The 17,842-nt window shown below is 62.4% G+C and carries 16 protein-coding genes and 2 pseudogenes; 7 read left to right on the top strand and 11 right to left on the bottom strand.

What is annotated here, in order from left to right; all coding sequences use genetic code 11:
- Positions 1–333: 333 nt before the first annotated feature.
- Positions 334–1,647, top strand: a complete 1,314-nt coding sequence (locus DYL59_RS25505) for an IS4 family transposase (protein WP_135291675.1) — start codon at positions 334–336, stop codon at positions 1,645–1,647.
- A 189-nt stretch (positions 1,648–1,836) separates the two neighbouring features.
- On the opposite strand, the gene DYL59_RS25500 is transcribed toward DYL59_RS25505, so the two are convergent.
- From DYL59_RS25500 to DYL59_RS25475, 6 genes are all read right to left on the bottom strand, one after another.
- On the bottom strand, positions 1,837–2,400 hold the full coding sequence (locus DYL59_RS25500; RefSeq protein ID WP_135291674.1) for an NUDIX hydrolase: 564 nt from the start codon (positions 2,398–2,400) through the stop codon (positions 1,837–1,839).
- Positions 2,401–2,402: 2 nt separating this feature from the next.
- Positions 2,403–3,155, bottom strand: coding sequence for a GntR family transcriptional regulator (locus DYL59_RS25495; protein WP_135291673.1), 753 nt, complete (start codon positions 3,153–3,155; stop codon positions 2,403–2,405).
- A 115-nt stretch (positions 3,156–3,270) separates the two neighbouring features.
- Entirely contained in the window at positions 3,271–3,756 is a 486-nt protein-coding gene (locus DYL59_RS25490) for a flavin reductase family protein (RefSeq protein WP_135291672.1), read from the bottom strand.
- Positions 3,757–3,768: 12 nt separating this feature from the next.
- Positions 3,769–5,250 carry an aldehyde dehydrogenase gene (locus DYL59_RS25485; RefSeq protein WP_135291671.1) on the bottom strand — a complete coding sequence of 494 codons (1,482 nt, stop codon included), beginning with the start codon at positions 5,248–5,250 and terminating at the stop codon, positions 3,769–3,771.
- A complete protein-coding gene (locus DYL59_RS25480) occupies positions 5,247–6,080 on the bottom strand; it encodes an alpha/beta fold hydrolase (protein WP_135291670.1) in 834 nt (277 codons plus the stop codon). Before DYL59_RS25480 ends, DYL59_RS25485 begins: the two co-directional genes overlap by 4 nt.
- Before the next feature lie 43 nt (positions 6,081–6,123).
- On the bottom strand, positions 6,124–6,714 hold the full coding sequence (locus tag DYL59_RS25475; protein ID WP_135291669.1) for an amino acid synthesis family protein: 591 nt from the start codon (positions 6,712–6,714) through the stop codon (positions 6,124–6,126).
- A 229-nt stretch (positions 6,715–6,943) separates the two neighbouring features.
- On the opposite strand from DYL59_RS25475, the gene ltnD reads away from it, so the two are divergent.
- From ltnD to otnI, 5 genes are all read left to right on the top strand, one after another.
- Complete coding sequence (gene ltnD, locus DYL59_RS25470; RefSeq protein WP_135291668.1) at positions 6,944–7,849, top strand: L-threonate dehydrogenase; 906 nt, start codon at positions 6,944–6,946, stop codon at positions 7,847–7,849.
- 10 nt (positions 7,850–7,859) lie between these two features.
- Positions 7,860–9,152, top strand: coding sequence for a 3-oxo-tetronate kinase (gene otnK, locus DYL59_RS25465; RefSeq protein ID WP_135291667.1), 1,293 nt, complete (start codon positions 7,860–7,862; stop codon positions 9,150–9,152).
- Complete coding sequence (gene otnC / locus DYL59_RS25460) at positions 9,149–9,793, top strand: 3-oxo-tetronate 4-phosphate decarboxylase (RefSeq protein ID WP_135291666.1); 645 nt, start codon at positions 9,149–9,151, stop codon at positions 9,791–9,793. Before otnK ends, otnC begins: the two co-directional genes overlap by 4 nt.
- A gap of 91 nt (positions 9,794–9,884) precedes the next feature.
- On the top strand, positions 9,885–11,345 hold the full coding sequence (locus DYL59_RS25455) for a GntT/GntP/DsdX family permease (RefSeq protein WP_135291665.1): 1,461 nt from the start codon (positions 9,885–9,887) through the stop codon (positions 11,343–11,345).
- 15 nt (positions 11,346–11,360) lie between these two features.
- The gene (otnI, locus tag DYL59_RS25450; RefSeq protein WP_135291664.1) at positions 11,361–12,146 is read left to right on the top strand and encodes a 2-oxo-tetronate isomerase; all 786 of its coding nucleotides are present in this window, start codon (positions 11,361–11,363) and stop codon (positions 12,144–12,146) included.
- A gap of 134 nt (positions 12,147–12,280) precedes the next feature.
- Here otnI and DYL59_RS25445 read toward each other — a convergent pair whose 3' ends face one another.
- The 5 genes and pseudogenes from DYL59_RS25445 to DYL59_RS25430 form a co-directional block, all read right to left on the bottom strand.
- On the bottom strand, positions 12,281–13,102 hold the full coding sequence (locus tag DYL59_RS25445; protein ID WP_135291663.1) for a DeoR/GlpR family DNA-binding transcription regulator: 822 nt from the start codon (positions 13,100–13,102) through the stop codon (positions 12,281–12,283).
- Positions 13,103–13,207: 105 nt separating this feature from the next.
- Positions 13,208–13,723: pseudogene (locus DYL59_RS32170) on the bottom strand (methyl-accepting chemotaxis protein); the annotation flags it as partial.
- Between the two features lie 348 nt (positions 13,724–14,071).
- Positions 14,072–15,070 (bottom strand): annotated as a pseudogene (locus tag DYL59_RS32165) (HAMP domain-containing protein); the annotation flags it as partial.
- Between the two features lie 223 nt (positions 15,071–15,293).
- Positions 15,294–16,184: a bestrophin family protein gene (locus tag DYL59_RS25435; protein ID WP_135291661.1), complete on the bottom strand. Its 891-nt coding sequence runs from the start codon at positions 16,182–16,184 to the stop codon at positions 15,294–15,296.
- A gap of 89 nt (positions 16,185–16,273) precedes the next feature.
- Positions 16,274–16,573, bottom strand: a complete 300-nt coding sequence (locus DYL59_RS25430; protein WP_135291660.1) for an ArsR/SmtB family transcription factor — start codon at positions 16,571–16,573, stop codon at positions 16,274–16,276.
- A gap of 90 nt (positions 16,574–16,663) precedes the next feature.
- On the opposite strand from DYL59_RS25430, the gene DYL59_RS25425 reads away from it, so the two are divergent.
- Positions 16,664–17,755 carry an NADH:flavin oxidoreductase/NADH oxidase gene (locus DYL59_RS25425; RefSeq protein WP_135291659.1) on the top strand — a complete coding sequence of 364 codons (1,092 nt, stop codon included), beginning with the start codon at positions 16,664–16,666 and terminating at the stop codon, positions 17,753–17,755.
- The last annotated feature ends 87 nt before the right edge of the window (positions 17,756–17,842 follow it).

The raw sequence follows: 17,842 nt of genomic DNA, 5'->3' as shown, positions 1-17,842 counted from the left end.
CTTAGGCGCCCCGTTAAACCACGCTGGCCGAACGCAGGCTTGAATCCGTGGGTAACCCGGCAGGACGCCGGGTTAGCCGCACTGGGCCATGGATGGCCCATTGCGGCGGCCCACGGATTCAAGCCGGAGAGAGGGCATGCCGAGCCTAGGCGAGGCACCGAGTGGTGGGGCGAAGCGTTTTGCTTACTTTTGCGCTTTTCAAAAGTGAGCCGCTGTAAGAGCCACGCCTTTCAAGGTCTTGGTTTAAAATCCCCCAACTATTTCAGTCAGGATGACGAAACGATGTGGGAAAAGGTTCTAGAGCGGTTTGAAAAACAAGCACCGGCCAGTGTCATGACCAAACTGGTATTAGAGCAGGCAGTGCCTGCTGAATGGGTTGACAAGGTGTTTGATGATTATCGCCAGCGTCAGTACTCCCGTGAGCTTTTGTTTTCAACCGTTGTTGAGCTGATGTCCCTTGTTTCATTGGGCCTAAGACCTTCACTACACGCAGCAGCGCGCAAGATGGAGGGGCTTTCGGTCAGCCTTGCAGCGGTCTATGACAAGATCAGCCGAACCGAGCCCGAGCTGCTGCGAGCGCTGATTTCAGGCAGCGCCGAGCGTTTGGAACCGACCATCAAAACGCTCGGCCACTCATCGATTCTGCCCGGCTGGCAGTTGCGCGTTGTCGATGGTAATCACTTGCCGTCTACAGAAAAGCGGCTAGGCCCTTTGCGCACAGAGCGTGGTGCCGCTCGCCCAGGATTTTCCGTGGTGGCCTACGACCCTGATCTGGATTTAGTCGTTGATCTTGAGCCTTGCGAGGACGCCTACGCCAGCGAGCGGGTCAGTTTTCTACCACTGCTGGCCCGCGCTAGCGCGGGTCAGCTGTGGATGGGTGACCGGCTCTACTGCACGCTGCCTGTCCTGCAGGCCTGCGAGGACACAGGGGCATCGTTCATCGTTCGCCAACCCGGCACGCATCCACGGGTGATCCAGGAAAGTGATTGGCAAGAGTCAGGGGCCGTCGAAAGCGGAACCGTTCGCGAACAAATCATCGAAGTTAAAAGTGGCCGCCGATGGCGGCGCGTTGAGTTGAGCCTGCAGACAGCCAATGACTCAGGTGATTCAGTGATGTGGTTCTGGAGCAATTTGCCCGACACCATCAACGCTCGCCAGATAGCGGATTTATACCGTCGACGGTGGAGCATTGAAGGGATGTTCCAGCGGCTTGAAGCGGTGCTGGAAAGTGAAATAAATAGCCTTGGCACCCCTAAAGCCGCACTGTTGGGCTTTGCCTCAGCGGTTCTGGCTTACAACGTTTTGTCAGTTCTCAAGCGTAGCGTTGACCAGGCGCACCGCGAAACGCAGCCAGAGGGTTGGGAGGCCTCGATGTTCCATTTGGCGGTACACGTACGCAGCGGTTATGAGGGCATGCAGATCGCCCTGCCGGCGGAATACTTCCCTCTCGAAAAAACTTCGCAAGGGCTGGCAGAGCGGTTACTGGCTTTGGCGAGGTTGATCAAGCCTAAGGCTATTGCGAAAAGCCCACGCGGCCCCAAAGTCGCCAAATCCAAGGAGTGGCTGGAAGGAAAAGCAGCGCGGGCTCATGTTTCAACCGATCGGGTGCTTAAGGCTGCCAAGTCGAATAAGCAGGCCAAAACATGACTTTAAACGGCTTTTTAAACGCAGACCTTGAAAGGCATGGCTGTAAGAGCGGAACCAATAGCCGCCGTTACCCAAATAACGGATATGTACTCCGACCCAAACGCTCTGGCGCCCACCACATAGCTATCGCAGCGATGCGGCGACCCGACAAGCCCGCTCCCACATTTTGAATCGTGCCCGACCGAAAGATCAGCGGATGAAATGGATCTTGCCGCTGTCATCATTGCCAATATAGATGCCATACACCCCAGCCTGCCGCTCCTCGATATACCGCTCAAGAATCTGCCGGATCGCCGGGTAGTAGATGCTCTCCCAAGGAATATCCTCCGGCGCGAAAAACTTGTAGTCCAACGTCTCCGGCCCAAACTGCCCAGTGATCTCCAGCGCAATGGCGCGAAAGATGATGTACACCTCGCTGATCCTGGGCACGCTGAAAATAGAGTAGGGCGAGACAATCTCCGCCCGCACACCGCTTTCTTCCCACACCTCCCGCAGCGCCGCCTGCTCGGTGGTCTCGCCGCCTTCCATAAAACCGGCCGGTAGCGTCCAGGTGCCGGGACGCGGTGGAATCGCCCGTTGGCACAGCAAGTACTTGCCGTCCTGCTCGATGATGCAGCCGGCAATGATCTTGGGGTTGATGTAGTGGATATAGCCGCAGCCCCGGCACATCAGGCGCTCATGGGTATCGCCCGGTGGCAACTGGTGACCTAAGTCACTGCCGCCGCAGGTCGGGCAAAAGCTGGGGCTGGGCACGGTCAGTGACCTATGCGCGGTTCTTTGAGGGCGATGGGCAGGGTGATTTCCGGCAGCTTGCCGGTTTCTTCCTGTTTGCGCTTGAGGTAGTCCAGGGCCACGGCGGCAGCGGCGCGTACGTGGTCGACACAGGCCTGGTGGGCGGCCAACGGGTCGCGGCTCTTGATGGCCTCGACCATGCGTTCCATTTCGTGGTTGCTGGCGTCGCGGCGGTTTTCCTGGGACACCGAGGTGGCCCGCAGGTAGCTGATGCGCGCCTGCAACTGGCGCAACTGGGTGGCGGCGACATGGTTGCCCGAGCCTTCCAGCAGCACGTCGTAGAAGCCTTGCACCGAGTCGATCACCTGTTGCAACTCGCCGTCCTTGAGGGCTTTGCGGTTGTCTTCCAGGGCTTTTTCCAGGGCCTTGATGTCCTTGGCCTTGGCGCGCAGGGTGAACAGCTGCACGATCAAGCCTTCGAGCACGCAACGCAGTTCATAGATATCGACCGCGTCCGCCAGGGTGATGATTGCCACCTGCGGGCCCTTGGCATCGGCGAATTCCACCAGGCCTTCGGACTCCAGGTGCCGCAAGGCTTCACGCACCGAGGTGCGGCTGACGCCAAGGCGGTCGCACAAGTCGCGCTCCACCAGGCGGTCGCCCGGCAACAGTTGGAAGTTCATGATCGCGCTGCGCAGTTTCTCCAGCACGATTTCCCGCAGGGTGACCGGGTTGTGGTTGACCTTGAAGCTGTCGTCGAGGGGCGCGCGTTTCATGGGGGCTGCTCTGTCTGTAACGGTTAACTGGGGGCCGACCAGGGGCCGAAAGTGTCGGCGAGTTTATCACGCTGCGTTCTTTAAGCGACAAACCCGCACGGCCCCCCGGTGCCCCTTAGGCCAAGGCGGGCAACGGACCCAGCTTGCCCTTGTGGTAGACCATCGGTGTGACCGGCTGCTCTGGCAAAATCAGGTTTTTCACCGCGCCGACGATGATCGCGTGGTCACCGCCGTCGTACTCGCGCCACAGCTCGCACTCGATGATCGCCGTGGCGTTGGCCAGCAGCGGGTTGCCCAACGCGCTCAGTTGCCACTCGATGCCCTTGGCCTTTTCCTTGCCCTTGCCCGCAAAGGCATAGGCTTCGGCGGTCTGGTCGGCGGACAGCAAGTGGATCGCAAAGCGCTTGCTGTCGCGCAGGATCGGGTAGGTGTCGGAGGCGTAGTTGGGGCAGAACAGCACCAGCGCCGGGTCAATCGACAGCGCGCTGAACGCACTGGCGGTGATGCCGACGATGCCGCCGTCCGGGTCCAGGGTGGTGACCACCGTGACGCCGGACGGGAACGAGCTCATCACGTCTTTGTAAATGCCGGGTTCGATCATGGCAGGGGCCTCTTAGCGCATCACAAAAGGGTCAGGCATAGGCGCCTGGGACAGGTTGATCCACACCGTTTTCAGCTCGGTGTAGGCCAGCACCGAATCGATGCCGCTTTCGCGTCCATAGCCACTGTTCTTGAAACCGCCAATCGGCGCCATCGCCGACACGGCGCGGTAGGTGTTGATCCAGATGATGCCTGAGCGCACATCCCGGGCCAGGCGGTGGGCGCGGCCCAGGTCACGGGTCCAGATACCGGCGGCAAGGCCGAACTGGGAGTCGTTGGCGATGGCCAGGGCTTCGGCTTCGTCCTTGAAGCGGATCACCGAGGCCACCGGGCCGAACACTTCTTCTTGCATGATCTTCATCGAGTTGCGGTCGCACTCGAACAGCGTCGGCTCGTAGAACCAGCCTTCGCCCAGGTTCTGCGGGCGTTTGCCGCCGGTGCGCAGGCGTGCGCCTTCGGCAATCGCGTCAGCCACCAGGCCTTCGACCACGGCCAACTGCTGCGCGGTGGCCATGGGGCCCATTTCGCTGGCGTCGTCCTGGGGGTTGCCGATGCGGATGCGCTGGGCGCGGGCGACCAGGCGTTCGACGAATTCGTCGTAGATCTCTTCCTGCACCAACAGGCGCGAACCGGACACGCAGCTTTGCCCGGACGCGGCATAGATCCCGGCAATCGCGCCGTTGATGGCGCTGTCGAGGTCGGCATCGGCAAAGATGATGTTCGGCGACTTGCCGCCCAGTTCCAGGGACAGCTTGGCGAAGTTCTCCGCGCTGCTGCGCACCACATGGCGTGCGGTGGCCGCGCCGCCGGTGAAGGCGATCTTGCGCACCAGCGGGTGGCGGGTGAGGGCGGCGCCGGTGCTGGGGCCGTAGCCCGTGACCACGTTGACCACGCCCGGCGGAATGCCGGCTTCGAGGGCCAGGCGCGCCAGTTCCAGGATAGTGGCCGAGGCATGTTCCGACGGCTTGATCACGATGGTATTGCCCGCCGCCAAGGCTGGGGCGAGTTTGATCGCGGTCAGGTACAGCGGGCTGTTCCACGGAATGATCGCGGCGACCACGCCCATGGCTTCGTGCACGGTGTAGGCGAACAGATCCGGTTTGTCGAGGGGCAGGGTGCCGCCTTCGAGCTTGTCGGCCAGGCCTGCGGTGTAGTGGAAAAACTCCGGCAGGTAGCTGACCTGGCCACGGGTTTCACGAATCAGCTTGCCGTTGTCGCGGCTCTCCAGCTGGGCCAGGTGTTCTTTGTTGTCGGCGATCAAATCACCCAGGCGTCGCAGCAGTTTGCCCCGCGCCGTGGCGGTAAGGCCACGCCAGGCCGGGCTGTCGAAAGCCGTTTGCGCAGCCTGCACGGCGCGCTCTACGTCGGCTTCGTCGGCGTCGGGCAGTTGCGCCCAGGGTTCGGCCAGGGCCGGGTTGAGGCTGTCGAAGGTCTTGCCGGACAGGGCATCGACCCATTGCCCGCCGATGCACATCTGGAAGCGTTCAAGCGTCATGCAACGATCCCCTTTATTGGAGTGTTTTGGGCGTACACCGTGTCAAGAAAGCCCAGCAGCAACTGGTTGACCAGGCGCGGCGATTCTACCGGCATCATATGCCGTTGTTCGGCCAGCACTGCAACGGTGGCGCCGGGAATACGGTCGGCCAGTTGCCGGGCCATTTCCGGGGTTGAGCCGGGGTCGAGTTCGCCGGTGGCGACCAGGGTAGGGGCGCGCAGGCTCTTGAGGTCATCGGCGCGGTACATATCCTGGGTCGCAAACAGCTCATAGGTGGTGAGGTAGCCCTGGGGGTCATTGCCCGCCAGGGTTTCACGCAAGGCCGCGATCTGCGCCGGGTTGGCCGCCTGGTATTCGCGGCTGAACCAGCGCGACAGCGCCGCTTCTGCGTTGGCATCCGGTCCGTGTTCGGCGGCCTGGGCGGTGCGGGCGATCACGCCGGCACGCTGCTCGGGGCTGCGGTTGAACACGCTGTTAAGTACCACCAAGCCTTTGAGGCGCTCGGGGTAATGCAGGGCAAACGCCCGGGCGACCAGGCCGCCCATGGAAAAGCCGATCACCGTGGCCTGGGGCAGTTCCAGGTGATCGAGCAGTTCCAGCAATTGGTCGGCATAGCCCAATAGCGGCGTGCCGGCGGCCGGGCGCGGGCTGGCGCCGTGGCCGAGCATGTCGTAGGTGATCACGCGGTAGTTCGTGGCCAGGCCAACGACTTGCCCGCCCCACATTTCTTTATTCAGGCCCACGCCGTGGATCAAAACCACAGGCTGGCCTTGGCCGGTCGCCAGATAACTGGTGCCAGCCGGGGTGCGTTCAGCGGTGAGCCGAATCATGGAGCGCTCCTGCATGCCTTTTTTATTGGGGGCCAAGCCGTTCTTACTGGGCCTTTTCGGCGGCCAGTTCTTCCAGGTCGATGTAACGGTTACCGATACGTGGGTGCAGGCGGCCGCCGTCGGCACAACCCAGTACCACGACGATTTCGTCGGCACGCGGCGAGTCTTCGATCTGCATTTCCAGGGTGATGTAGTGCGAACGCAGACCTTCGTCGTCCTTGTGCATCATCGGGATCTGGATCGAGGTGCCCGGGCCGCCGCGCTTGTTGGTGAAACTCAGGTAGCTCTTGGCCTTGACCGCTTCACGGTAGTGGTTGCCAAAGCGCAGGGTGTGGATGATCGCGGAGGCGTGCTCGATCTCGCCGTCGGCACCGACGACCGCTGCTTTACCGTAGGCCTCGATGTTTTCGGCACCGCCGATGATGCCCACCAAACGCTCGACCATCAGCGCACCGAGGTCCGAGCAGTTGGCGCGGATAACCGGCTTGAGGTCTTCGACGAAACCCTGGCCCAGCCATGGGTTTTTCAGCACGACGGCCAAGCCGACCATTTTTACCGGGGTGTCGGAGGCTTTGCCGCCTTCGATAAAGGTTTCTTCTACATAGCTGACGATTTTGCGAATTTCGAAACTCATGAGCGGCTCCATCTGATGTGGGGTGGTTTGCGTATGATGGTATACCATAATACGCAAAGCACAAGCATTGCGATGAGTTGCTCGACGGCGGCGGTTAACAGACTCAATGTTAAAAAATGTTAGACTGAAAAAATACTTCACATAATCTGTTCATTGGTGGATGATCGACTTCAATTCCAACGCGGCTCGCCGGTGTGGTGTGTGCCGCCGTTTTCCCCTGGAGTACCCCATGAATAATAAGAATGTTGGTGTTGTTGGTCTGGGCGCGATGGGGCTGGGCATAGCCCGCTCGCTGCTGCGTGCCGGCTTCAATGTGCATGCCTGTGACGTGCGTGACGCCGTCACCCAGCAGTTCGCCAACGAAGGCGGGGTGGCGTGCGCGTCGCCTGCGCAGATGGCTGAAGCCTGTGATGTGATCATCACCGTGGTGGTCAACGCCGAGCAGACCGAAACCGTGCTGTTCGGTGACAACGGTGCCGTCGCGGCCTTGCGCCCCGCCAGCCTGGTGATCGGTTGCGCCACCGTGGCACCAACCTACGCCGTTGAGTTGGGCCAGCGCCTGGCCGACCAGGGCCTGCTGTATATCGACGGGCCGATCTCCGGCGGCGCCGCCAAGGCCGCCGCTGGCGAAATGACCATGATGACCTCCGGCCCGCAAGCCGCCTATGCCAAGGCCGAAGCCGTACTGGCGGGCATGGCGGGCAAGGTCTATCGCCTGGGCGACGCCCACGGGCTGGGCTCCAAAGTCAAAATCATCAACCAGTTGCTGGCCGGTGTGCACATCGCTGCCTCCGCCGAAGCCATGGCCCTGGGCCTGCGCGAAGGTGTGGACGCCGATGCCTTGTACGAGGTGATCACCCACAGCGCCGGCAACTCCTGGATGTTCGAAAACCGCGTGCCGCACATCCTCAAGGCCGACTACACGCCGCTGTCGGCGGTGGATATTTTCGTCAAGGACCTGGGCCTGGTGCTCGATACTGCCCGCGCCAGCAAATTCCCGTTGCCGCTGTCGGCCACCGCGCACCAGATGTTCATGCAGGCCTCCAGTGCGGGTTTTGGCCGCGAGGACGACTCAGCGGTGATCAAGATTTTCCCCGGCATCGACCTGCCGACTGCCAAGCCCGACTCTGTTTAAGGAACGCGTCATGACTACCGTTAATGCGCGCCCCTTGCTGGGCTGCATCGCTGACGACTTCACCGGTGCCACTGACCTGGCCAACATGCTGGTGCGTGGCGGCATGCGCACGGTGCAGAGCATCGGCATTCCCAGCCGCGAAGTCGCGGCCGGGCTGGATGCCGACGCCATCGTCATCGCCCTCAAGTCCCGCACCACGCCCGCTGCCGAAGCCGTCGAGCAGTCCCTCGCCGCGCTGGCCTGGCTGCGTGAGCAGGGCTGCGAGCAGATCTTCTTCAAGTATTGCTCCACCTTTGATTCCACCGCCGCCGGCAACATTGGCCAGGTCAGCGAAGCGTTGCTCAAGGCCCTGGGCAGCGATTTCACCCTGGCGTGCCCGGCATTCCCGGAAAACGGCCGCACGATTTTCCGTGGTCACCTATTTGTGCAGGACCAGTTGCTCAGTGAATCCGGCATGCAGCATCACCCATTGACGCCGATGGTCGACGCCAACCTGGTGCGTGTGCTGCAAAGCCAGACCCAACTGCCTGTGGGCCTGTTGCGCTATGACAGCGTTGCGGCGGGCGTTGAAGCCACGCGCAACAAGATCGCCGAACTGCGCGCCCAAGGCGTCGGCATTGCCATCGCCGATGCGCTGTCGGATCAAGACCTCTACACCCTCGGCAGCGCCTGCGCCGACCTGCCACTGCTCACCGGCGGCTCGGGCCTGGCCCTGGGTTTGCCGGATAACTTCCGTCGCGCTGGCAAGTTGCGTGACTTCGATGTGGCGTCGTTGCCGGTGGTCGGTGGTGGTGAAGTGGTGCTGGCCGGCAGTGCGTCGGTGGCCACCCTCGGTCAAGTTGCGGCCTGGCGTGAGGCCGGTCGCCCGGCGCTGCGTATCGACCCGCTGGCCGTGGCCGCCGGTGAGCCAGTGGTAGAGCAGGCCCTGGCCTTTGCCCGCGACAGCGCGCAAACCGTGTTGATCTACGCCACCAGCACCCCGGACGAGGTCAAGGCGGTGCAGCAGCAACTGGGCGTCGAGCGCGCCGGTGCGTTGGTGGAGGATGCGCTGGGCGAGATCGCCCGGGGCCTGCGCGACAGCGGTGTGCGGCGCTTTGTGATTGCTGGCGGCGAAACCTCTGGCGCGGTGGTCAAGGCGCTGGGCGTCAACCTGTTGCAGATCGGCGCGCAGATCGATCCGGGCGTGCCGGCCACGATCAGCAGCTCGGCCGAGCCCCTGGCGTTGGCGCTCAAATCGGGCAACTTCGGTGGCCGTGATTTCTTCGCCAAAGCCCTCGCGCAATTGGCCGGAGGTGCCCAATGAGCGGTATCGACGAACAGGCCCAGCGCGAAGAAATCTGCGATGTCGGCCGCAGCCTGTATCAGCGCGGCTATACCGTCGGCAGCGCCGGCAATATCAGCGCGCGGCTCGACGACGGCTGGCTGATCACCCCCACGGACGTATGCCTGGGGCGCTTGACGCCCGAGGCAATCGCCAAGGTCAACCTCAACGGGGAGTGGGTCTCTGGCGACAAGCCGTCCAAGACCCTGGCCCTGCATCGCCAGGTGTACGACCGCAACCCCACGGTGGGCGGCGTGGTGCATACCCACTCCACCCATTTGGTGGCCTTGACCCTGGCGGGCGTGTGGCGTGCGGACGATATCTTGCCGCCACTCACGCCGTACCAGGTGATGAAGGTCGGGCACATTCCCTTGATCGGCTACCAGCGCCCCGGCTCGCCAAAGGTGGCCGAGCAGGTCGCGCAACTGGCCAACAGCGTGCGCGGCGTGATGCTCGAACGCCTGGGGCCGGTGGTCTGGGAAAGCTCGGTGGCCAAGGCCAGCTACGCCCTGGAAGAGTTGGAAGAAACCGCCCGCCTGTGGCTGATGAGCAACCCAAGGCCTGCGCCGATGGATCAGGCCGCACTGGATGAACTGCGCGAGACGTTCGGCGCGCACTGGTAATACCTACATTGCACGCGTTGCCCCGAACACCGGCCCAGGCGTTCGACGGCCCCGGCTTGCTTGAAAAACAATAACAACAGGACATTCTCGAATGAGCCCACTGATTTTGATGTTGACTGCCGGCGCCGGTATCGCGCTGCTGCTGTTTTTGGTTCTCAAGTACAAATTCCAGCCATTTGTCGCGCTGATGCTGGTGAGTATCGTGGTAGCGCTGGTGGCCGGGGTGAAACCCGCCGACCTGGTGGCAACCATCGAAGGCGGCATGGGCAAGACCCTGGGCCATATCGCGATCATCATTGCCCTGGGCGCGATGATCGGGCGGATCATCGAGTTGTCCGGTGGCGCCGAGGCGCTGGCCAAAACCCTGATTGAGCGTTTCGGTAACCGGCGCACACCGCTGGCGCTGACCATCGCCGGGTTCATCATCGGTGTGCCGGTGTTCTTTGAAGTCGGGGTGATCATCCTGATGCCGCTGGCCTATGGCGTGGCCCGCCGGGCGCGCAAGCCGCTGCTGGTGTTTGCGTTGCCGATGTGTGCCGCGCTGCTCACCGTGCATGCGTTCCTGCCGCCCCATCCGGGCGCGGTGGCCGCTGCCAGCCAACTGGGTGCGGACCTGGGCCGGGTGCTGATGTTTGGCCTGCCGATCACCGCGCTGCTGTGCTACATCGGCTACCGTGTCGCGGGGCGCATGACCCGTCGCTTCTACCCGATGACCGACGATATCCGCGCCGAAGTCTATGGGCCGCACGTCACCAATGCAGACTTGCAAGCCTGGACCAACGGCAATGACAGCGCGGTGCAGCAGGCCGCCGTGGCCGAGTCCCACATGGGCCTGGAAGAGTCCACCAGTGCTATCGCCGCCAAGCTGCCACCAGCGCCGGCGCCGGGTTTTGGCTTGATCGTCAGCCTGATCCTGCTGCCGATTGTGTTGATCTTGCTGGGAACCTTGGCCACTTCGCTGTTGCCGATCGAGTCGACCTTGCGTGGGGTGATGACGGTACTCGGCGCGCCACTGGTAGCGTTGCTGATCGATACCTTGCTGTGCGCCTGGCTGTTGGGCTCGCGCCGTGGCTGGAGCCGTAGCCAGGTCTCCGACGTGATCGGTTCGGCCTTGCCGGGGGTGGCCATGGTGATCCTGATCGCCGGCGCCGGCGGGGTGTTCGGCAAGGTGCTGGTAGATACTGGCATCGGCGCGGTAGTCTCCGACATGCTACGCACCACCGGCCTGCCGGTGTTGGCCCTGGGCTTCCTGTTGACCATGTTGCTGCGTGCGGTGCAGGGTTCCACCACGGTGGCGCTGGTGACCACGGCCGGTATCATCAGCCCGCTGATCGTGACCCTGGACCTTACGCCCAACCATATGGCGCTGCTGTGCCTGGCCATGGGCGGTGGCGGGTTGGCGATGTCCCATATCAACGATGCCGGCTACTGGATCTTCACCAAGCTGGCCGGGCTCAATGTGGCGGACGGCCTGCGCACCTGGACAGTGATCACTACTTTGCTCGGCACCTTGGGTTTCCTGATTACCCTGCTGATCTGGCCTTTTGTCTGACTCCTGGGAGTTTTTATGCCTCGTTTCGCTGCCAACCTGAGCATGCTGTACCCGCAACACGACTTTCTGGATCGCTTCGCTGCGGCGAAGGCCGATGGTTTTGACGCGGTGGAATACCTGTTTCCGTATGACTACAGCGCGGCTGAACTCAAGCAGCGCTTAAGTGATAACGGGCTGGTCCAGGCGCTGTTCAATGCGCCTCCGGGTGACTGGGCGGCGGGGGAGCGGGGTATTGCCACTTTGCCAGGGCGCGAGGCCGAGTTTCGTATCGGCTTTGACCGCGCGCTGGAATATGCCCAGGTGCTGGGCAATGACCGTGTGCATGTGATGGCCGGCTTGCTGCCGTCCGAGTCCCTGCGCCCGCGTCACCACGCCGTTTACCTGGAAAACCTTGCCTATGCCAGCGCAGCGGCGGCCAGGGTGGGGGTCACGGTGTTGCTCGAACCAATCAACACCCGCGACATGCCGGGCTTCTTCCTCAATCGCCAGGACCAGGCCCAAGCGATCTGCCGTGAAGTGGGCGCAAGCAACCTCAAGGTGCAGTTCGACTGCTACCACTGCCAGATTGTCGAGGGGGATGTGGCGACCAAACTGCGTCGCGACTTCAACGGCATTGGCCATATCCAGATAGCCGGTGTGCCGGATCGGCATGAGCCGGACCTGGGCGAGCTGAATTACGGTTATCTGTTCGACCTGATGGACCAGTTGGGCTACACCGGTTGGGTGGGTTGCGAGTACCGGCCGAAGGCTGATACCTCGGCTGGCCTGCAATGGTTGCGGGATTGGAAAGCGACCCGGTAACCGAGCCGAAGTGGGTTCAAATGTGGGAGGGGGCTTGCTCCCGATGACAGTGTGTCAGTCACTGCATGTGTTGACTGAACCACTGCTATCGGGAGCAAGCCCCCTCCCACATTTGATTGCATTCCAAGGAGGGTTCAGGTTGCCAGTGCGTCACCCGGCAGCATCAATTCAATCCCGCGCTTACGAATCCCATCCGCCGCAGCCGGGGCCAGGCCTTCGTCGCTGATGATCACGTCAAACGGTTCCAGCCCGGCAATGCGGTACATGCTGAATGTGCCGTACTTGGAACTGCTCGCCACCAGCACCACTTGGGACGCCGATTGCATTGCCACTTGCTTGACCTCCACCTTCAGCGCCGAAGGCGTGGTGATGCCGCGGTGCAGGTCCCAGGAGCTGGTAGAGACAAATGCAATATCCGTCACTATCTGGCGCAACGTCGCCACGGCCAGCCCGCCCACCGAAGAGTGGTTGTCATGGTCCAACTGGCCGCCGGTGTGAATCACCGTCACCTGTTGCGCATCCATCAACGCCTGCACGATCCCGAAGTCGTTGGTCACCACGGTCATGCCCGAGAGCGCCTTGATATACGGCACGATCTCCAGGGTGCTGGTGCCGGCGTCCAGGTACACCGTCATGTCCGCGTGCAGCAAACGCGCCGCCAGCCGCGCCATGGCTTGCTTTTGCGGCAGCTCCACCACGGCCTTGGACTGATGGCTCGGCTCGCTGTGCAACTGGCTGGCGATGCGCACACCACCGGTGACCGAATAGGCCAGGCCTTCCTGTTCCAACAGCGCGATATCGCGGCGCACGGTCATGTGCGAACAGTCGAACATCTCCATCAACTGGTGCACGCTCATGACCTGATGCTTGCGCAGTTGCCGCAGGATTTGCTCGCGACGCTGCTCGGGGATCATCGGGGCGCTGCTGTCGGGGGCGGTGTCCTTGGGGGTGGGCATTGAGGCTCCGGGGCGGTGTGGCTAAATTCGGGAAACGGCCGGCTTATAGTAGCGAATCCGCGTAACGTTCGCCTGCCCCGGCAGGCGAACGTTGATGCAAACAGCCTAGAACTTGAACCGCCCCACCAACCCCTTGAGTTGACCCGAGATATCCGTAAGCCGGCCTGACCCGGTCTGCGCCGAGTGGGCGAAGCCTTCAACCAATTGCGCATCGGCATGGATCTGCGCGATGTGCCGGTTGATCTCTTCGGCCACCTGGTGCTGCTCTTCGGCGGCGGTGGCGATCTGGGTGTTCTGGTCGCGGATCGAGTCCACCGAGCCACGGATCTTGTCGAAGCTGTCGCGGGCCTGCTGGATGCGTTCCACACTGGTGTGGGACACCAGCAGGCTGCCTTGCATCTGCTGGGTGACTTCCTGGGTGCGGCGGGCGAGGTTGCCCAGCAGGCTGTCGATTTCACCGGTGGAGTCGGCCGTGCGGCGGGCCAGGGCGCGGACTTCGTCGGCCACTACCGCAAAGCCTCGGCCCTGGTCACCGGCGCGGGCGGCTTCAATCGCCGCGTTAAGCGCCAACAGGTTGGTTTGCTCGGCAATCGAGCGGATGGTGTCGAGAATGGTGTTGATGTTCTGGCTGTCCTGCTCCAACAGCTGCATGGTCTGGGTCGACTTTTGCAGGTCTTCACTGAGCTTGAGCACGCTGCCGGTGGCTTCACCGATATGCTGCTGGCCATCGTGCACATCGCGGTAGCCTTCATCGGCGCTGGTGGCGGCGGCGCTGCAAGAGCGGGCGACTTCGTTGGCGGTGGCGACCATTTCGTTGAACGCAGTGCTCACCAGCTCTACGGCTTCGCGCTGGCGACCGGCGGCCTGGTTCATATTGTTGGCCACTTCGCTGGTGTCGGCGGCGGCGGTTTGCAGGTCGGAGGAGGCGTTGCCGATGCGTTGCACCAACTGCGCGATCATGCTCAGGAACTGGTTGAACCAACCGGCCAGGCTGGCGGTTTCGTCCTTGCCTTGCACCTTGAGCTGGCGGGTCAGGTCGCCTTCACCTTCGGCAATTTCTTGCAGGCCATCGGCCACACCACGGATCGGGCGTACGATCACGCTGGCGAAACTGGCGCCGACAATCGCGAATACCAAAGCCAATGCGGCGGCAATGGCGGCGATCAACCAGGTCAGGCGGGTGGCGCCGGCCATCACTTCGTCGCGCTTGATCAGGCCGATAAAGCGCCAGCCCAGGTCTTTGGAGCTGACCACGTTGGCCATGTAGGCCACGCCATCGATGTCGATTTGGGTCACCCCATCGCCGCGCTTGGCCAGCTCGGCGTAGTTGGGGCCCAGGTCGGCCAGGGGCTTGAAGTTGTGTTTGGCGTCGCTGGGGTCGACCAGTACGTTGCCGTTGGCTTCCACCAGCATCAGGTAGCCGCTGTCACCCAGCTTGATGTTGCGCACCAGTTCGGTGAGCTGCTTGAGGGACACGTCCAGGCCGACCACACCGAGGATGTTGCCGGCGGCATCGGCCACGGTGTGCACGGTGCCGATCAGTACCACGTCGTCTGGTGCCCAGTAGTAGGCGCCGGTCCGCACGGTGGTACCCGGCGCGGCGATGGCCGCCTTGTACCAGGGGCGTACGCGAGGGTCGTAGTTGTTCAGCTTGGTGTCGTCGGGGTAGCTGGCGTAGCCACCGTCGGCGAGGCCCAGGGACAGGTACGCGGTGCTGGGGTGGCTTTTGGCGAACTGGTCGAAGATCGCCAGCAGCTCTTTATTCGTTGGGGTGAGGGGGATTTGCGCAGCATCGGCGCCGGCGTAGTTCTTGAGGTCCTTGGCCGCGAGGATGCGCGGGTCCTTGGCCACAAATTCGACATTCTGGCTGATGCCGTCGAAAAATTGCTTCATGCCATTGTCGATCTGGCGGATCTCGCGGCCACTGCTGTCGAGGAAGTTGGCCAGGGCTCCGTCGCGCACATTCATCACGACCAACACGGCCACCAGGATGACTGGCAGGCACGCGATGGCCGCAAACGCCCAGGTCAGCTTTTGCTTGATGTTCATGATTTCTCCTGCGGGTATTTATAGTTTTGGCAAGGCAGAAACAGTAGCGGTGGGCGTCGCATGGGTTGTTATGGGGGTGAAGTCCATGCGTACCCCCGCTATATCGACTGCGGGGGCAAGCACTTGAGGGCCGGGAGCAGGTTTAACCGATGCGTTCGCCCCCCAGCGCATCACGCTGCATCGACTGCAGGTTTTTCTCGATGGTTTCGCAGATGGTGTCCATCTGGATCTGGTGCTCGCTGGCACGGAACGGGCTTTGCAAATCGGTGCCGATGCGCTCGATGGCCAGCAGCATAAAGCCCACAACGGTGGACGCCAGCGGGGTGAACCAACCGAGGGATTCCACCAGGCCTATTGGCACGATCAGGCAGAACAGCGAGATGAACAGCCGTGGGAAATACACGTAGGGGTAGGGCAGCGGGGTATTGGCGATACGTTCCATGCCGCCTTGGGCGTTGGACAAATCCACCAGGGTCGACTCCAACCGCGCCAGGCGAATGCTGTCCAGGTGGCCGGCCTTGTATTCCTGGGCCAGCAGCGCAGCGGAGCCGGTGAGGATATCGTTGGCAAAGTTATTGGTGGCGCCGCTGCGGGCGAATTCATCGGCGGGGATAAACGCACGCACCTCGTCGGGGCATGGCTCGCCCTTGAGGTGCGCGGCCAGGCAATTCACATAAGCGACATGACGGCGCAGTAGGGTAGCCTTGACCGGGTTCACGTCGTTGCCGGGGTCATCGAGCAAGGTGAGCACCTGGCGCGCAAAACTGCGGGAGTTGTTGACCATTGCCCCCCACAGCGTGCGCGCTTCCCACCAGCGGTTATAGGCGCTGCTGTTACGGAAACTGATGAGCACAATCAGGGCCGAACCCAGCAGGGTCAGGGGCATCAGCGGCAGATTGAGCTTGGCGTTGAGAAACAGCATGAAATCCACCGTTACGGCGATATCCCACAGCAATAGCCAGAACAGGGCCCAACCTACGTAGCCCATGGTCTTGATGATCAGGCGATATTTTTTGACGATGGCGGCTTTCAAACGAGGACCTCGCGGCGAGCGGTAAGCAACAGTGCCCTAGCTCGGACGCGGGTTTGCGGGGAAGGTTCGGTGCCTACCTGAAGCGAAACTTAATGCTGCGCCAGGATGCTCGCCAGCAGGCCGGGAAAGCGGTCTTCAAGATCTTCTGCCCGCAACGCGTTCATGTGGGTGGTGCCTACACTGCGGGTTTGCACCAGGCCAGCATCACGCAACACGCGAAAGTGGTGAGACATGCTGGACTTGGGCCGCCCGCCGTCCAGTTCGCCACAGGTGGCCTCGGGTACAGCGGCCAGGCAGCGCACGATTTCCAGGCGCACCGGGTCGCTCAGGGCGTAGAGCACGCGTTCGAGGGTAAGGTCTTGAGGTGGTGGATGTTTGAAGGCTCGCATGGGTCGCATGATAACGGGGGCTTTCGCTTAAGGCTATAGTTCGACTACTATCGAACTATCGAAACATTCACACACTTGCTGGAGTCCACCATGGCCGCATTGTTCGAACCGTTCAAACTCAAAGACGTCACCCTGCGCAATCGCATCGCTATTCCGCCGATGTGCCAATACATGGCCGATGACGGCATCCCCAATGATTGGCACCACGTGCACCTGGCCGGCATGGCCCGTGGCGGGGCAGGGCTGGTGGTGGTCGAGGCCACTGCGGTTGCGCCGGAAGGCCGGATTACCCCAGGTTGCACCGGTATCTGGAGCGATGCACACGCCGAGGCGTTCGTGCCGATGGTCAAGGCCATCAAGGCTGCGGGTTCCGTGCCGGGTATCCAGATCGCCCACGCCGGTCGCAAAGCCAGCGCCAACCGCCCATGGGAAGGCGACGACCACATGGCCGCTTCCGATGCACGCAGCTGGGAAACCATCGCGCCGTCAGCCATCGCCTTTGGTGCCAACCTGCCGCAAGTGCCCCGCGCCATGACCCTGGACGATATCGCCCGGGTCAAACAAAACTTCGTCGACGCTGCGCGCCGCGCCCGTGACGCAGGCTTTGAGTGGATCGAGCTGCACTTCGCCCACGGCTACCTGGGCCAGAGCTTCTTCTCCGAGCACTCCAACCAGCGCACCGACGCCTACGGTGGCAGCTTTGACAACCGCAGCCGTTTCCTCCTGGAAACCCTGGCGGCGGTACGTGAAGTCTGGCCGGAAAACCTGCCGCTGACCGCGCGTTTCGGCGTGCTCGAATACGACGGGCGCGACGAGCAGACCCTCGTCGAATCCATCGAACTGGCCCGCCGCTTCAAGGCCGGTGGCCTGGACCTGCTGAGCGTCAGCGTCGGTTTCACCATTCCTGACACCAACATCCCATGGGGCCCGGCCTTTATGGGCCCCATCGCAGAGCGTGTGCGCCGTGAAGCGGGCATCCCGGTGACATCGGCCTGGGGTTTCGGCACGCCGCAACTGGCTGAAGGAGCATTGCAGGCGGGGCATCTGGACGTGGTGTCGGTGGGCCGTGCGCATCTGGCCGACCCGCATTGGGCGTACTTTGCGGCGAAGGAACTGGGGGTTGAGAAAGCGTCCTGGACCTTGCCTGCGCCGTACGCGCACTGGCTGGAACGCTATCGCTGATTGGGAATAAGCAAACCGACTAACGGTGTATGAAAAACCCATGTGGGAGGGGGCTTGCCCCCTCCCACATTTGCTTTGCTTCAGTCT

This window comes from Pseudomonas kairouanensis (genome assembly GCF_004682055.1).
In the GTDB taxonomy this organism is placed as follows: domain Bacteria; phylum Pseudomonadota; class Gammaproteobacteria; order Pseudomonadales; family Pseudomonadaceae; genus Aquipseudomonas; species Aquipseudomonas kairouanensis.
The sequence above is the reverse complement of the archived record's forward strand: the minus strand, read 5'-3'. Positions and strand labels throughout refer to the sequence as shown.

Coding starts and splice junctions, on each gene's coding strand:
- DYL59_RS25425 (WP_135291659.1), top strand. CDS start 16,664: ATGGCCGCATTGTTCGAACCGTTCAAACTCAAAGACGTCACCCTGCGC.
- otnC (WP_135291666.1), top strand. CDS start 9,149: ATGAGCGGTATCGACGAACAGGCCCAGCGCGAAGAAATCTGCGATGTC.
- DYL59_RS25485 (WP_135291671.1), bottom strand. CDS start 5,250: ATGACGCTTGAACGCTTCCAGATGTGCATCGGCGGGCAATGGGTCGAT.
- DYL59_RS25430 (WP_135291660.1), bottom strand. CDS start 16,573: ATGCGAGCCTTCAAACATCCACCACCTCAAGACCTTACCCTCGAACGC.
- DYL59_RS25490 (WP_135291672.1), bottom strand. CDS start 3,756: ATGATCGAACCCGGCATTTACAAAGACGTGATGAGCTCGTTCCCGTCC.
- DYL59_RS25480 (WP_135291670.1), bottom strand. CDS start 6,080: ATGATTCGGCTCACCGCTGAACGCACCCCGGCTGGCACCAGTTATCTG.
- DYL59_RS25445 (WP_135291663.1), bottom strand. CDS start 13,102: ATGCCCACCCCCAAGGACACCGCCCCCGACAGCAGCGCCCCGATGATC.
- DYL59_RS25505 (WP_135291675.1), top strand. CDS start 334: ATGACCAAACTGGTATTAGAGCAGGCAGTGCCTGCTGAATGGGTTGAC.
- DYL59_RS25495 (WP_135291673.1), bottom strand. CDS start 3,155: ATGAAACGCGCGCCCCTCGACGACAGCTTCAAGGTCAACCACAACCCG.
- otnK (WP_135291667.1), top strand. CDS start 7,860: ATGACTACCGTTAATGCGCGCCCCTTGCTGGGCTGCATCGCTGACGAC.
- DYL59_RS25455 (WP_135291665.1), top strand. CDS start 9,885: ATGAGCCCACTGATTTTGATGTTGACTGCCGGCGCCGGTATCGCGCTG.
- DYL59_RS25475 (WP_135291669.1), bottom strand. CDS start 6,714: ATGAGTTTCGAAATTCGCAAAATCGTCAGCTATGTAGAAGAAACCTTT.
- otnI (WP_135291664.1), top strand. CDS start 11,361: ATGCCTCGTTTCGCTGCCAACCTGAGCATGCTGTACCCGCAACACGAC.
- ltnD (WP_135291668.1), top strand. CDS start 6,944: ATGAATAATAAGAATGTTGGTGTTGTTGGTCTGGGCGCGATGGGGCTG.